Raw genomic sequence first — 15239 nt, forward strand, 5'->3', positions numbered from 1 at the left:
TCTATGCAAAAATAAGAATCACCACCGAAGTAGTAATTCTTATTTTAAGTAATTAATAATATGTCAAACATATTCAAATCTATCGCTTTAAGCTAAATAGAACTTGGAAATCTTCTCAAATAATTGAGTACTATCAAATGAATAGAGGCGATTATATTTTTCAATATTAGACTTTAATACAGATAATATATGCTCTAAATCATCCTTATTTTTTTTACGTTCAAAATAATATAAAGCTAATTCGTAATAAATATTAATATACCTATTTATTTCTACAATCATAGAGTAGCTTGTTATCCTTTGTAAATAATCTAAAATATTAGAAGGATAGATGATATGATGGTACTTTTCTAAAATTTCATCTATATCCCATTTATGCATATTGCTTGCCTTTATTATAATTGTCAAACTAGCTGGATGTTCTTCAGGAAAAAACTCAAGATAGTCTACATAAGGCTTGAGGGCACTATAATTTCCTTGTAAGAGTTCCAGATTGTACCGATTACATTTGGCATAGATAGCATGTTTTTCTACAGAGATCCTACTCTCAGTATCTAAGGGATCTACTTTAGTTACCCAACTTAAGTCCTCATAATAAGGAATTAATTTTTTTGCTTCTTCATAATTGCCACTATGTTCCCATTTTATAAATTGAGCAGTATAACCCTTTCCAAAATAAACGATCAAAGGACGCTCATGTTTTTTTGTGCTTATATGTGATTGTTTCGACTTTTCTTTATAAGCTAGATTTGCAGTGTTCACGAGTTCTTTTCCATACTCGTTTAAGACTTCCCAATCTTTAAGAGCATACGATACATGTATTAATTGCGCCAGCGCGTCTAACTTCAAATACAGAGGCAATGTGTGGCGATAAGGGGCAAACTGAATCATGGCTTTAAAATTTTGTTGTAAATCTAATCCCAAATTCGCACGAAATAAACGATATTGACTTACTGCAAATCGCTCTGTATGCGGATTAGATTCATAATCTAGTACATATTGATAAAACATTTGCAAGTCAGCTTGAGATCCCTGCTCTATAACTTCTTCTGCTAACTCAAAAATATAATTTACATATGCTGTTTTATCCTCCAATGCGTCCAACATCATTTTAATCAAACTAACTTTATTCAATATGAGACAATGAGTCAGCAAATCTTTCACTTTCCGCCAACTCACATGCTCAATATCTTTTATCAACTCTTCTGCATATTGCTTATACAACCATCCCACGGGAAGATGAAGTGCTTCGCTCATCTGATTAAGCTGATTCATAGATAATGATTTGGTAGGAGGATCACTTAACGTGGAACTTAGTACGCCACGATTTACACCCGATATTTTGCTGAAACTACTTAATGTATATCCTTGGCGAACCAGCTCCGTTTTCAATTCATATCGCACACTTCGTGGATTTGTCATGGAACTACGCTCCTTTAATAATTTATGCAGTTAGCGAGTGTTCCCTACAGCTTAAAAGTAGAACTTATACAGCTTTTCAAATAATTCTGTACTATCAAAAGTATGAATTCGATCATATTTCTCAATATGTGATTTGAGAGTTGATAGTACGTGTTCTAGTTGTTCTGTACTTCCTTTGCGTTCAAAGTAATATAAAGCCAGGTCATGATAGATAGTAGTGTAGCGGTTGAGTTCGATAAATATAGAATAATACGTTGTTGTCTGAAGGTACTGGGAAATATCAGGAGGGTAAATCACATCATGATATTTTTCTAAGATATCATCAATATCCCAACCGTACATAATACTGGTTTTTATAATCACCTCTATGCTAGCAGGTTGCTCTTCTGGAAAGAACTCCAAATAATCTATATACGATTTAAGCACGCTGTTATTCCCTAGATAAAGTTCCGTATTATATCGATTACATTTAGCGATAATATAGAATTTTTCTAACTGAATTTTATCAGTAGGATCTGTGAACTCAAACCAACTTAAGTCTTCGTAATAAGAGATCATCTTTTGTGCTTCCTCGTAGTTACCGCTGTATTCCCAGCCAGCAGCTTGAGCAATATGACCTTTTCCATAATAAACTAGCAAAGAACGCTCTGCTTTCTTGATGCAAGAATACTTATATTCTGGCGGTGAATTGTATATCATCATAGTAGTAGCAACAAGTTCTTCACCATATTGTCTTAATTCATCCCATTCTTTGAATGCAAATGCTACGTTACTTAATTGTGCCAAAGCATCAAGTTTCAGATGAAATGGCAAGGCATGTCTTTGGGGAGCGAATTGAATCTTCCACTTTAAAATTTTATGCACGTCTAAACCCAGACTGATTCGAAATAAACGATACTGACTTATCGCGAATCGTTCTGCATGTAAATTGGATTCGTGATCTAGAATGTATTGATAAAACATACTTAATTGGGTATCCTCACCTTGTTCTATGAGTTCCTGTTCTATGAGTTCCTCGGCCAAGTCGAAAATGTAGTTCATGTATGTCGCTGTGTCTTTCAGTGCATCAAGAACTGTTTGAATCAGATTCATTTTTTTGATTTGTACACAGTGAGTTAGCAAATCTTTGATTTTTCGCCAGCTGACAGTCTCTATATCAGCAATAAGTTCTTGCGCATATTCTTCATAGAGCCAGCCTACAGGGAAATTAAGAGCTTGATTCATTTGATTAATCTGATTCATAGATAACGACCTGGTGGGTGGATCATTTAACGTTGAACTGAGTACCCCACGATTAATGCCAGATAACTTACTAAAGCTACTTAAAGTGTAGCCCTGGCGAACCAGCTCCATTTTTAGTTTATAACTCACACTTTGCTGATTCGTCATGCGACTACACGCTCCAATACTCCAATATTATTCAGTACTATTTTGATTGTCTTTCTTTACTTTATGCAGTTTCATTGGTTCGCTCAATTCACGTAATTTTTTGAATAATTGCAAGCAATCGAGTATACGACCACGATTGTATTTTACAATTGTAGTTTCCAGAGCAATCAATATGTTTTCTAATCGATTGTCATAAACTTTATGATTGCAATAATAGATTGCTAACTCATAATACATACTTACATAACGACTAATGATGATCGATTCGTCTCTGAAGCCTTGAAAAATAGCTGTATGAGTCAGATCAGTATCGAGATCACCAACAATTTCGGCAGGATAAAGTAGACCTTCATGATCTGCTAACACAAAATCTACATTCCAATGATGCTTATTTGCGGCTTCTAAAATGGTATGCAGACCAGTTAGTGCTTCTTCAGGATGGGCACGCAACAGAGCAGAATAGTCAGCTAAAACTTCTATATTTCCAGATAGTAGCTCGATGCTAAAGCGATTCAGTGAAGTAAAGAAACGAAAGCGTTCAATTTGCATTTGATTCTGTGGATGATCATCTTCAAACCAGTCTAGATTTTCTAACTGATTCAATAAAGGTTTAGCCTCATCATATCTTTCAGTGTATTCAAACGAACTAAATTGTATTGTCAATCCTTGTCCATAGTAATACACCAGCGGATGTTCGAGTAGAAGTGACCTTGGTGTATAGCCTTTCTTTATTGAGGATTGTCGGTAATCGTAAATTTGTTTGGCAAAGGTGTATAGCTCGGTTCCATATTGATAGGTCGCTTCCCAATCCTGAACTGTATAAAATACATTGCCAAGCTTTAATAAAGCTTCTAGTTTTAGAGGCACAGGCAATTGATTACGAAAAGGCTCAAAAGCAATAGCAGCTTTAAGATTATTCTCAATATTATGGCTGAGCGAGTTAGAAAATATACGATATTGACTAACAGCAAGTCGCTCAGAATGATAATTCCGTTCATTCTCAATAACACAGCGATACAGCACGATCGCAGAGCTATCCTGTCCCGCAGCTGAGAGCTCCTCCGCTAATTCAAACACATGACTAATATGGTTCGGGTCCTCCATCAGCAGCCCCAGTGTACGGCTGATCAAATCGTTTCGATCCAGCTCGATACAGCGCAGTAGTAAAGGGCGAACGCGGCGCCAGTTCGTTTTGCCGGACTCGTTGAAGCATTCCTGGGCGAACTTTTCATACAGCCAGCCTTCGGGTTTATTCAGTGTTTGTACCATTTTATCCAATTGGTTAATGGACATCGGTTTGGGTGGAGAGCCGTTCAGGGTGGAGCTAAGGATGCCCCGATTAATACCAGATGCCTTGCTAAAGCTACTCAGGGAATAGCCCTGACGCGCGATTTCGGCTTCTAGCTCGTGGCGCAGTGTGGTGAAATATTTTTGCAAGTGAATCACCTCTTTATGGTCATGCATAAACTTCATGCGGATGAAGCACCGGTGCAATACGTTGTCGACTTACTCATCTACTACGTAGCAATATAGCCTGCACGTTTCACAATTTTGTAAAATTTTTATAATCAAAGGTACATAACCCATACGTCAACATTTCCGTTTAACACATTTGGATTGCCATATCTTTATATCGACCCTGTACTCTAAAAGAAACGATAGTGCTCGAATACAAGACGCGATTTATTTTGCCAAAAAATGATAATTTTTATTATTATATAGGTTACCCAAAATCTCTAATGTACGTTTTTGGTAACTTGTTATATAGGATCTTTCGAATTCCAGTCAATTCACATTGATTCAAAAAAAAGGATGTGATTACAAAAAAAATAAGTCCGATTTTCGCAAACTGCTGTAATAATAGAAATTGTAAGACATGCAGGTCGGTACTTGTTGACTTGCACATTCTATTGCCTGGTCGTAACGTTTCACCAAAGCATGAATAAGGACGGATCACACGCGGTGGGGAAGTAACAGACTAACACATGCAGCGATAGAGAAGATGCATTTGTGGCTGTACTGGCAGCGTCCCGATCCAGTCTGGGAACAGTAGCTTTACCTATATCATAAGTACGTGTTTTTTATATCATAGAATACCTGTAGCAATTCCGGTAGCCATATGGCTACATAGCTTTACCCCATAGCGTACGCTTAATGGAGTACGCGTAGCAACACATCATGTACCATGCATGATGGTAAGATTACAGCGCATACACGCTGTAACACCTAGCTTTATGAGCAAGAACGCCTGAGCCAGGCACAGGCGAACGAGAGTGGCCCAGTACCGAATTGGTTGGGCTTTTTTTTACATGAATATCTTAAAATGAAGTCATTGTTTATGAAAGTTCTGTCGTATATTTTTTGTAAACTGCTGTCATACTGAGAAATGTGTAGTGATGCTATACATGGAGAAAAAATCTGCTCTACCCGTGGAAGCGCCCCAGCTTCTGGTGCAGGTTTGTCTCTTTGTCGTGGCCATGATGATGGTCTGTTTGCTCATTGATAATTTTCGACAAAAATGTAATGACTTAATTAGTCAATTATACACTGTTCGCGGTGCAGTAAATGTATAATAATGGGGTTCTGTGAGCGAAGATATGCACATTCACAGGCTGTCCTGAGTTTTACCGTTTATGCACTTCCGGCTATGGGTATATGAAACTCGGAAGTCTATTACATCTTTTGGAGGGTCCACCATGAACAGGCTTTTAGTAGCCTTTGTTATGTTTGTCCAGCAGCGGCTGATTGGTAACATCATTCCCGCCGTTATTATCTATTTGTTCTGGCTATACGGTCTGCAAAATAGTGCCGGTGAAGCGCTCGGTACAGCCATTGTGGCATTTGTACTGCTGTCGCTGGGGGATATGATCGCACTTTATTTTTTCAAAGGCAATGCGGTTAACCATAAGAAGCATGCCCGATAAATAAGGCTGCTGACCATCGTAGCTCTGTACAGCTCTCGATAACAGCACAACGTCTGCTAGCGATTGCTGCTACACTCTCATTCTAACGATTATGTCTATATTCATTTCTACTAATTCTAGCTATCGAAGCTTATAGATCCCTGAACATCTTCACAATGAAGCGTCTGATTCCTGTAATCGGGCGCTTTTTACATACTGGGGAGATCAGCTTTACATACTGACCCGCCTGGGTTTACATGCTGTTGATGCTTGCCGTTATCTAAAAGGGACGGCTTGTTTTTTTACTAACGTGTGAGAAAATAAAGATGGATTGACTGCCATTAATGATACATATTACCTGAATATTCCACGATGATGGAAGCTCTGTATGGCGAAATTTTCCTTTGCCCCTGTTGCTCTGCTAAGATGGAGATAGGGCGATGATCGATGCTTGTACGAGCGATCATTTTCCCGCAGGACAGGAGCCGTCATCGGCGGCAGGCTAGCCCTGGATTAGCCGGGTCTGTTCTGCCTGATTTGAAAAAAATGAAACGATTGCTCGACCTGCACAGTATTATGTACCATTACGTGCAAAAAGGAGGCCTATCTCATTCATGACAATCAATCTCGTTAAGGGACAAAAGATTGACCTGACCAAAGGCCGCAGTGATCTGACAAAGCTGCTGGTTGGACTCGGCTGGGACCCTGCCGAAGAAAAATCCCGTGGATTGTTCGGCTTCAAAAAGTCTACGCCTAATATCGACTGTGATGCATCGGCGCTGATGCTTAGTGAAGACGACAAACTGCTGCGCAAGGAAAATCTGGTCTGCTTTTACAATCTGACCAGCGCTTGCGGTTCTGTAAAACATAGTGGCGATAATCTGACAGGCGAGGGTGCAGGTGACGATGAGCAAATCTCTATCGACCTTTCCAAGGTGCCGGCAGATGTGCACAAGATTCTTGTTGTGGTGAACATCTACCAGGCAGAGCAGCGTCGTCAGGACTTCGGTATGATCGCATCGGCTTATATCCGCGTAGCCAATGAGCAAACGGGTGAAGAGCTGGCGCGTTACAATCTGACAGATAATTATGCGGGTATGACCGCTCTCGTGACGGGCGAAATTTATCGCAGCGGCTCAGAGTGGAAGTTCAATGCCATCGGTCAGGGTAAGCATGCGGCTCATGTAGATATCCTTGCTCGTGAATACGTGTAAGTAACAAGGCTCGTATTCTGCGATATCCGCAATAGGTTTAGGAAACAAGGCAAAACCTCTAGTGTACATTAGCAATAACAGCAAACGGAATCACCTATACTTATATATTGAGAAAAGAGGGAACTTATTATGCCAATCAACTTGAGCAAAGGCCAAAAAATCGATCTGACGAAAACAAATCCAGGACTTTCCAAAATCACAGTAGGTCTGGGCTGGGATACGAATAAATATGATGGCGGCGGCGAGTTTGACCTCGACGTATCTGTATTCTGCACAAACGGTGCAGGTAAAGTAGCAAGCGACAAGGACTTCATTTTCTTCAATAACCCACAAAACGAGAACGGCTCTGTTATTCACAGCGGCGACAATCGTACAGGTGCTGGTGATGGCGATGATGAGCAGATCAAGGTAGACCTGCAAAGCGTACCAGCAACAACAGAGAAGATTGCTTTTACCATCACGATCTATGAAGCAGATACTCGCAACCAGAACTTCGGTCAAGTATCTAACGCTTATGTACGTATCGTAAATGATGCAACCAATGAAGAGCTGATCCGCTTCGATCTGGGTGAAGACTTCTCGATCGAGACAGGCGTAGTTGTAGGCGAGCTGTACCGTCACGGCGCAGAGTGGAAATTCAGCGCAATCGGTAGCGGCTATCGCGACGGTCTGGCTGGTCTGGTACGCGACTACGGTCTGCAAGCGTAATTACCATTCCATTGGCATGGCGAGGGGGTTATCCCTACGATATCGTCATGCGATAGGAGTATAATCGGATAATAACAGATATGAATATGTAGCGATTGTTCAGCCTAACCGCTCGCCATCGTTACAGAATAACCAATGACATACAGGGTACGTCCCTGTATGTCATTTTAACATCAGGCGATATCGTTGCAGGAGGTGGAAGCATGAGTAGTACGATCGTCAGAGGACAAAAAACAGATGTAACGAAAAATCGACCGGGGCTGTCACAGTTTAGCCTGTTGTTAGGCTGGCAGGCACCGGATGCGATGGAGCTGGATACATCGGCTTTTTTGCTACAGGCGAATGGGCGTGTAGCTAGTGATGATGATCTGATCTTTTACGGTAATGCTGGCAATGGCTTTATTCGATACATTGAGCAGGGAAGCGGAACCGATCGTCGCCGCTTCGATATTCAACTTTCTTCAATTCCACAGCAGATCGATAAAATTGCGATAACATTGACGATTTATAATGCGGAGATACCCGGTCATACATTTAGCCGCATGCAGCAGATGTACATACGAGGTGTAGTCGATTCGGGACAGACCGAGGTGTTTCGATACAATCTGGAAGCTGGCTTTTCCAATGAAACGGCGATTGTCATTGGGGAACTGTATCGGTATCAGGGAGAATGGAAGTTTGCGGCTGTAGGGGCAGGATATTTTGGTGGATTACAGGAGCTATGTGGTAGCTACGGTGTGGAGGTTGAAGCACCAGCGGAGCCGCAGAGTACGTCTCCACCACCGCCACCTGCTCCGCCAGTGCAGCAGACTCCACCTTCTGTACCGCCATCCGCACCACCTGCTGCTCCTTCGCCGCCGCCCGCTCCACTGAATCTATCGAAGATTGAGCTGAAGAAAAAGGGCGATGTGATTAATCTACAGAAGAAGCCGGGCGGAGCGCTTGGTGAGCTGCTGATTAATCTGAACTGGAATCGGAAGCAGGGGAAAAGCGGTGGATTCTTTGGCTTTGGTGGTTCCAGTACGCAGGGCGCCGATCTGGATCTGGGCTGTCTGTACGAGCTACAGGATGGCAGCAAGGGTGTCGTGCAGGCGCTCGGGAATCGTTTTGGTAGTTTGACAATGGAACCGTACATTTCGCTGGATGCGGATGATCGCACGGGTGAACGTTCGAATGGTGAGAATATGCGCATCAATGGGAATCGTTTATCCGAGATTAAGCGTGTGCTGGTATTCTCCTTTATTTATGAAGGGATTAGTCGCTGGACGGAGGCAGATGGTGTAGTGACGATTCAGCAGCAGGGTGGGCCAGACATTATCGTTCGTCTGGATGAACCGGATAATCGCCGGACGATGTGTGCCGTGGCGATGATTCAAAATGTTGGTGATACGTTTAGCATTGAGAAGGTTGTACAGTATTTTAGTGGTCACAGGGAGATGGACCTTGCCTTCAACTGGAATATGCGCTGGACAGCAGGACGCAAATAATAGAGATCGAGCAGGCTACAAAACGCTCTCTACCTTGCCTGTATCATGAGGAGTGAACGCTCAGCATGGTACGGACAAACGTCTTTGCTTGATCAAGGGTGCAGATCGTCGTTTGCCTGTTATTCAGCGCAACGATACGAACTGCATGAAAAGCTATACGGTATGGATTAAGCAAGTGGTATCCTTCCCGGCACCAGAACGTGCCGGATGACAAGCGTCCCTCCTGTTTGCACAAATAGGAGGGTTTTCGTGTTCGGTTGTCTGAACAAGCCGCATCGTGACAGACATCATGGAAATTGGGCTGTATTGAGAGATAGCCTTACGGAGTAGATTTATATGAGCTGGTGTATACCGGGAGGGGTAATATGCGTTATTTTAATTATTTATCGCAAGCGGAAGAACAGGAGTTATTTTATTCTTTACCTGTAGACTATAACAATACATCGGAGCAGGAGTTACTGGCGTATGCGGTCGGTGCTGCGCTGTATTGCCCGGCTACACGTCCAACGATTGCTACGGATGTACTGTCTGGCAAGCATCTGGGCTTGACCTCATGGGTGTTCGATCTGGAGGATGCGATTGGCGATCAGCAGGTGGAAGCTGCGGAGATGTCCTTGACGGTGCAGATGCATCGTCTGCGTATGTCGCTGGAGCAGGACCCTGCGCTGTATAATCGTGTACCGCTAATGTTCATCCGCGTTCGCAGCGTGGAGCAGCTTCAGCGTGTGCTGGAGCGGATGGGGCCGTTAATGGAGATGATTACCGGGGTGATGCTGCCGAAGTTTGGCGCAGAGCAGGGTGAGCGTTATTTTCAGACGATTGCGCAGCATAATCAGAGCAAGGATAGCTGTGCGCCGGTGCTGTACGGATTACCGATTCTGGAAACCGCTGAGGTGATCTATCGGGAAAGTCGGCTGGATGCACTGCTGGCGATCAAGCGTGTGCTGGATCAGTATCGGTCTTATGTACTGAATGTGCGTATTGGCGCAACTGATTTCTCCAGTCTGTTTGGATTACGTCGTAATCCAGATGTGACGATCTATGAGATTGCGCCGATTCGGGACTGTATTTCGGATATTATTAATCTATTTGGACGGATGGATGCGCCGTATGTGATCTCGGGGCCAGTCTGGGAGTATTTTGCCAGTGGAGAGCGTGTACTCAAGCCGCAGATTCGGCAGTCTCCGTTTGAAGAAGCGTTGGGGCCGGATGGACGTCGCCTGCGTAACGAATATATTAATCGTCATGTGGACGGATTGATTCGCGAGGTGATGATGGATAAGGAAAATGGCATCGTAGGCAAGACGATCATTCATCCATCACATATCCGACTGGTGCAGTCAATGTACACGGTCACACGCGAGGAATATGATGATGCGATCGGCATCATTGAGCGTAACAATGGAGAGCTGGGCGTATTCAAAAGCGGCTATTCCAACAAGATGAATGAAATCAAGCCGCATTTGAATTGGGCTAAAAAGGTACTTGCTAGATCAAAAATATATGGGGTGCTGCATGAACAACAACATTTTATCTCCCTCCTCTCCGAGCAGGAACGAAGTGTATACGTATAATATTTTGGAGCAATTACAGGTAAAGGTGGAAGTGGAGAGCAATCCGTTTGGATTGCCGCTGGAGCGTCTATTTCAGATGGCAGCGCGCATTAATCCGAAGCGCTCTTTTCTATTTGTTAGTCGCGTACTCGGCAAGCATCTGGCGGTTGATCCGTATGTATCGCTGCTTAGCGGAGCCGCCTTATCACTGCTGCTGTATCGTGAGTTGGAGCAGACGGATGCAAATGACAACGAAGAAACGTCTGATCCACTATCTACGCTGTTGCCTGATATATTGAAGGCATTAATGACAGGAGAAGGTGCCAGGGAAGCCTATGAGCGTCTGATGGAGACCGGGCTGGTATTGACGAAGCCTGTATCATTTATCGGCTTTGCTGAGACTGCAACGGCATTAGGGCACAGCATGTATGCACCATTCCGTGGGCAAGCCTCTTATGTACACACCACGCGTCATGATGTAGCCGGCTTAACGCCAGTCATTACCTTTGAAGAGGAACATTCTCATGCAGTATCACATCGCTGTTATGCGCTGGATAAGGATATGATTGCAGGTCAACAGCCGATTGTACTCGTCGATGATGAGGTGACGACAGGCAAAACGACACTGAATATTATTCGTGCGCTACATGAGCGTTATCCGCGCCCGACTTATTATATTGCTTCGCTGCTCGATTGGCGTAGTGAGCAGCATGTGCAGCGCTATGCTGAGCTGGAGCAGGAGTTAGACATCACGATCGTACCGTTATCGCTAGTCAAAGGACGGATCACGGTGGATGGTCAGGCACAGCTTGTGCATCCACCATTTGCACCGATTGAGCTGGATGAGAGCGTTCCGGTTACCTATACCGAGCTGGACGGTGTATTCCAGCAATTAAGCGGCTACCCGTCGGTAGATGGCGCTGGTATTCAGCATCATGCTCCATTCGTTCGCTGGACAGGTCGATTCGGTCTGACATCTGAAAAGAATGCTGTACTGGAGCAGGGTATGCGTCAGGCAGCTCGTCAGTTATGTGCCCTGCGAAAGGGAACGAATACACTCTGTCTTGGCACGGAGGAATTCATGTACATTCCGATGCGCATTGCTGCTGAGATGGGTGAGGGTGTGAAGTATCATTCCACAACACGCAGTCCGGTCTATCGCACAAAGGCAACGGATTATGCGATCTACAGCGGCGATATTTTCCCATCGCCAGAGGATTCCAGTGTAAACAATTACGTATACAATATTCCGTTTGGCGGATATGATGATGTGTTTGTTTTTCTGGAACGGAGTGTACCGGATGGGCATCTGGATGGACTGCTGAATGTATTGCGCTCACGCGGCTTCAAGCAGGTGAATGTAGTCATCTGTGGTTCGCACCGTGATTCGCAGGATGAAGGAGAGAATGGCGATGAGTGAGCCTATAGCACAGCAGGCGCAGACACAGTCTAACTGGGCAGAACCAGCATTAGCGGCACCTGTACCGCTCGGTAGCTACCGTGCCGACGATGTTGTCTTTTTGCTCAAGGATCTGAGTGATGTACAGCTGGAGCGTGGAACGGAAGAACGCGAGGAAGCGATTCAGACGGGGACGCATTATTCGGAGATGCTGCCAGAGGAGTATCAGCCAACCGAGGAATATGTCGGGCTGTTCCATAAGGCATTGGAGCATTCGGCAACGCAGGTAGCGCTCGCAGCAGGTGTTGTGAGTGAATGTATGATGCGCAAGCGTGGGCGACAGCTTGTCCTCGTCTCGCTGGCACGAGCAGGAACGCCGGTTGGTATTTTGATTAAACGTTATATGCAGCAGGTGTACGGACTGGATGTGCCGCATTATAGTATCTCGATTATTCGTGGTAAGGGCATTGACGAGAATGCGCTCAAATATATTTTGCAGCAGCATGGTACAGATGTGCAGCTTCAATTTGTCGATGGCTGGACAGGCAAAGGGGCCATTCGCCGCGTGCTGATGCAGGCATGTCGTCAATTTCAGGAGCGCTACGGTGTGCAGCTCAGCGATGATCTGGCAGTGCTTGCCGATCCGGGTCGCTGCTCGGATACGTATGGCACGCGTGAGGATTTTCTAATTCCAAGCGCTTGTCTGAACTCTACGGTATCGGGCTTGATGAGTCGGACAGTGCTACGCTCGGACTTGATCGGGGAGCATGATTTTCATGGTTCCAAGTTCTATCGTCACTGGCTGGAGCAGGATCTATCGAATCTGTTCGTCGATCGGATTAGCGCTTGCTTCGCGGCTGTGCAGCAGGAGGCCGTAGAGCGTGCGACTGCATTGCTAGAGCAGCCTGAACCGGGCGATTGGCAGGGGATGGAGGATATTCGCTCGATTCAGGAGCAATTTGGACTGAATGATATTAATCTGATCAAGCCCGGTGTAGGGGAGACGACACGCGTGCTGCTACGCCGTGTACCGTGGAAAATATTGATCGATCGCGAAGACAATCCGCACTTGCAGCATATCTTACATCTGGCGCGTGAGCGTGGAGCCGATATCGAGATCAAGCCGGATATGACCTACGCCTGTTGTGGAATAATTAAACCGAGAGATGGTGACGGCTAATGCTGTTATATGCAAGTGATCTGGATCAGACGCTGATCTATTCGGAGCGTTCGCGTGGAATGGAGCTTGATCCGAATACGATGCTGCCTGCTGAGATGGTAGACGGACGAATAACGTCCCATATTTCCAAATTAGCGCTGGAGCGACTTCAGCGCATTGCCGATCAGATTCCATTTGTACCGGTGACGACAAGGGTGATTGAGCTGTATGATCGCATTCATCTGTTTCGTGATCACGTCGTGCCTGCCTATGCGATCACCAGCAATGGCGCGCATATTTTGAAAAGTGGACAGATCGATAAGGAGTGGCACGCCTACATCATGGAGGATGTGCATAAGCTGTCTGCACCTGCGGATGAGGCGATCGCGGTGTTCCACCGGATTGCGCAGCCAGAATGGGTCGTAAGAGAGAGCTATTGGGAGGATACCTTTTTCTCCGTGCTTGTGAAACGGGAGGATATGCCGTATGAGCAGGTTATGGCGCTTGCGCCTGAGCTGGAGCAACTGGGCTGGGGGCTATCGATTCAGGGACGTAAGGTGTATCTGGTTCCTCTTCCAGTGAGCAAAAATCGTGCGATAGCGCATGTGAAGACCTTATGTGGTGCAACGCATGTGATTGCTTCTGGTGATTCGTTACTTGATCTTGGCTTGCTACAAGCGGCAGATGAAGCGATTGCGCCTGCTCATGGAGAATTATATCGTGCATATGGAACGGGAACGCTGAAGGAACTGCCGTTTGGCTTCACCGCACGCTCTGGCATTGTAGCAGCAGAGGATATTTTGCAATTTGTAGTGGATATTATGGACAGGGAAGGAAGCTATGCTAATGAGTACCGATAAAAAGATCCGAATCTGGTTTAACCGCAGCTTTGCGGTAGGCTATCATTATATTCAAGCGGTACGTAACAATGAGGATGGCCTGCAATTTGAAATTTATGGTTCTCATCGCGATCCAGAGCATGTGTCCTTGCTGTCCTGTGATTATACGGAAGTGGAGCCAGTGCTGACAGGAGACGAGTACGCAGAGTACTGTCTTGATTTTTGCCGTCGGCATGAGATTGAGGTGTTTGTCCCGCGCTGGGGAATGCGTTATGTCGTTGCAGCAGCCGAGCAATTTGCGCAAATGGGCGTGAAGCTGGTGTGCTGTACAGATGTGCAATTGCTGGATGAGATCGAGGATAAGGGGAATTTCTTCCGGTCTGCGGATGAACAGCAATTGATGGTTGTACCGGAATATGAGGTTGTACATACGGCCGAGCAGTTCAAGGCTGCTTATGAACGAATTGAAGCGAAGGGATTACACGTATGCTTCAAGCCGACACGGATGGAGGGCGGTGTAGGCTTTCGCGTGATCAATAATGAATCTGATCCGCTGGAGGATCTATTTTCTACAGTTAGTGCGCGCGTTACATTTGACCATGTGTATCGCACATTGTCCAGCGTAGAGACATTCCCAGAGCTAATGGTGATGGAGCTGCTGGAAGGGCCGGAATATAGTATCGATTGTCTGGCTTCGCCAGAGGGCGAGCTGCTCGCTGCAATTCCAAGACGCAAAAATGGCGGCAGATCAAGATTGCTGGAGCACAACGAGGAATTGCTGGCGATTGCGGCGCGGGTAGCAAGCTTCTATCGAATTCCTTATAATTATAATCTACAGCTCATTTATCAGGGGGACACTCCAAAAGCATTAGAGATCAATCCACGCATGTCCGGTGGGCTGCACATGTCTTGCTTAACGGGAATTAATTTCCCTTATCTGGCTGTGAAAATGGCGCTTGGTTATCCGGTAGAGGTTCAGCAGCCGGAATACGGGCTATTAACGACATATGTAGAGCAGCCACTTGTGATGCAGCGCGAGCATACCGAGCAGCCACAAGCCTGATCGGTTCCGTTGAAGATATGTAGTATTTTTTATATTGTTTGCGCGGATGACGCAACCGACGGACATGTGTGTACGTAGCATAGTACATGAGAAATTTGCAGAG

The 15239-nt window shown here is 45.1% G+C and carries 13 protein-coding genes; 10 read left to right on the plus strand and 3 right to left on the minus strand.

The genetic code is table 11. From position 1 onward, the window contains the following. Window positions 1-87: 87 nt before the first annotated feature. The 3 genes from SK066_RS02510 to SK066_RS02520 are packed head-to-tail and all read right to left on the minus strand — an operon-like array spanning window position 88 to window position 4284. Window positions 88-1422, minus strand: a complete 1335-nt coding sequence (locus SK066_RS02510; RefSeq protein ID WP_320543526.1) for a hypothetical protein — start codon at window positions 1420-1422, stop codon at window positions 88-90. A gap of 51 nt (window positions 1423-1473) precedes the next feature. Further along, window positions 1474-2811, minus strand: coding sequence for a hypothetical protein (locus SK066_RS02515; protein ID WP_320543527.1), 1338 nt, complete (start codon window positions 2809-2811; stop codon window positions 1474-1476). Between the two features lie 27 nt (window positions 2812-2838). Beyond that, a complete protein-coding gene (locus tag SK066_RS02520; protein ID WP_320543528.1) occupies window positions 2839-4284 on the minus strand; it encodes a DNA-binding protein in 1446 nt (481 codons plus the stop codon). Between the two features lie 1223 nt (window positions 4285-5507). Here SK066_RS02520 and SK066_RS02525 point away from each other — a divergent pair. From SK066_RS02525 to SK066_RS02570, 10 genes are all read left to right on the plus strand, one after another. Beyond that, window positions 5508-5735 (plus strand): hypothetical protein, encoded by a 228-nt coding sequence (locus tag SK066_RS02525; RefSeq protein WP_320543529.1) that lies wholly within the window; start codon window positions 5508-5510, stop codon window positions 5733-5735. 593 nt (window positions 5736-6328) lie between these two features. Next, entirely contained in the window at window positions 6329-6928 is a 600-nt protein-coding gene (locus SK066_RS02530) for a TerD family protein (RefSeq protein ID WP_188774270.1), read from the plus strand. Between the two features lie 129 nt (window positions 6929-7057). Then, window positions 7058-7636, plus strand: a complete 579-nt coding sequence (locus tag SK066_RS02535; protein ID WP_188774269.1) for a TerD family protein — start codon at window positions 7058-7060, stop codon at window positions 7634-7636. 203 nt (window positions 7637-7839) lie between these two features. Beyond that, window positions 7840-9123 (plus strand): TerD family protein, encoded by a 1284-nt coding sequence (locus SK066_RS02540; RefSeq protein WP_320543530.1) that lies wholly within the window; start codon window positions 7840-7842, stop codon window positions 9121-9123. Window positions 9124-9175: 52 nt separating this feature from the next. Beyond that, window positions 9176-9334 carry a hypothetical protein gene (locus tag SK066_RS02545; protein WP_320543531.1) on the plus strand — a complete coding sequence of 53 codons (159 nt, stop codon included), beginning with the start codon at window positions 9176-9178 and terminating at the stop codon, window positions 9332-9334. Window positions 9335-9488: 154 nt separating this feature from the next. After that, complete coding sequence (locus SK066_RS02550) at window positions 9489-10697, plus strand: HpcH/HpaI aldolase/citrate lyase family protein (RefSeq protein ID WP_320543532.1); 1209 nt, start codon at window positions 9489-9491, stop codon at window positions 10695-10697. Beyond that, the gene (locus SK066_RS02555; protein WP_320543533.1) at window positions 10684-12096 is read left to right on the plus strand and encodes a phosphoribosyltransferase family protein; all 1413 of its coding nucleotides are present in this window, start codon (window positions 10684-10686) and stop codon (window positions 12094-12096) included. The genes SK066_RS02550 and SK066_RS02555 overlap by 14 nt, the downstream gene beginning before the upstream one ends. Next, on the plus strand, window positions 12089-13255 hold the full coding sequence (locus tag SK066_RS02560; RefSeq protein WP_320543534.1) for a cysteine protease StiP family protein: 1167 nt from the start codon (window positions 12089-12091) through the stop codon (window positions 13253-13255). The genes SK066_RS02555 and SK066_RS02560 overlap by 8 nt, the downstream gene beginning before the upstream one ends. Continuing rightward, window positions 13255-14094: an HAD family hydrolase gene (locus SK066_RS02565; protein ID WP_320543535.1), complete on the plus strand. Its 840-nt coding sequence runs from the start codon at window positions 13255-13257 to the stop codon at window positions 14092-14094. Before SK066_RS02560 ends, SK066_RS02565 begins: the two co-directional genes overlap by 1 nt. Then, window positions 14081-15136, plus strand: coding sequence for an ATP-grasp domain-containing protein (locus SK066_RS02570; protein WP_320543536.1), 1056 nt, complete (start codon window positions 14081-14083; stop codon window positions 15134-15136). The genes SK066_RS02565 and SK066_RS02570 overlap by 14 nt, the downstream gene beginning before the upstream one ends. Window positions 15137-15239: the final 103 nt, after the last annotated feature.

The sequence above is a fragment of the Paenibacillus hunanensis genome (genome assembly GCF_034055775.1).
GTDB classification, from domain to species: Bacteria; Bacillota; Bacilli; order Paenibacillales; family Paenibacillaceae; genus Saccharibacillus; species Saccharibacillus hunanensis.

Excerpts from the sequence above, each read along its gene's own strand:
- SK066_RS02515 (WP_320543527.1), bottom strand. The coding sequence starts at position 2,811 with ATGACGAATCAGCAAAGTGTGAGTTATAAACTAAAAATGGAGCTGGTT.
- SK066_RS02570 (WP_320543536.1), top strand. The coding sequence starts at position 14,081 with ATGAGTACCGATAAAAAGATCCGAATCTGGTTTAACCGCAGCTTTGCG.
- SK066_RS02540 (WP_320543530.1), top strand. The coding sequence starts at position 7,840 with ATGAGTAGTACGATCGTCAGAGGACAAAAAACAGATGTAACGAAAAAT.
- SK066_RS02530 (WP_188774270.1), top strand. The coding sequence starts at position 6,329 with ATGACAATCAATCTCGTTAAGGGACAAAAGATTGACCTGACCAAAGGC.
- SK066_RS02510 (WP_320543526.1), bottom strand. The coding sequence starts at position 1,422 with ATGACAAATCCACGAAGTGTGCGATATGAATTGAAAACGGAGCTGGTT.
- SK066_RS02550 (WP_320543532.1), top strand. The coding sequence starts at position 9,489 with ATGCGTTATTTTAATTATTTATCGCAAGCGGAAGAACAGGAGTTATTT.
- SK066_RS02565 (WP_320543535.1), top strand. The coding sequence starts at position 13,255 with ATGCTGTTATATGCAAGTGATCTGGATCAGACGCTGATCTATTCGGAG.
- SK066_RS02520 (WP_320543528.1), bottom strand. The coding sequence starts at position 4,284 with ATGAAGTTTATGCATGACCATAAAGAGGTGATTCACTTGCAAAAATAT.
- SK066_RS02525 (WP_320543529.1), top strand. The coding sequence starts at position 5,508 with ATGAACAGGCTTTTAGTAGCCTTTGTTATGTTTGTCCAGCAGCGGCTG.
- SK066_RS02560 (WP_320543534.1), top strand. The coding sequence starts at position 12,089 with ATGAGTGAGCCTATAGCACAGCAGGCGCAGACACAGTCTAACTGGGCA.
- SK066_RS02535 (WP_188774269.1), top strand. The coding sequence starts at position 7,058 with ATGCCAATCAACTTGAGCAAAGGCCAAAAAATCGATCTGACGAAAACA.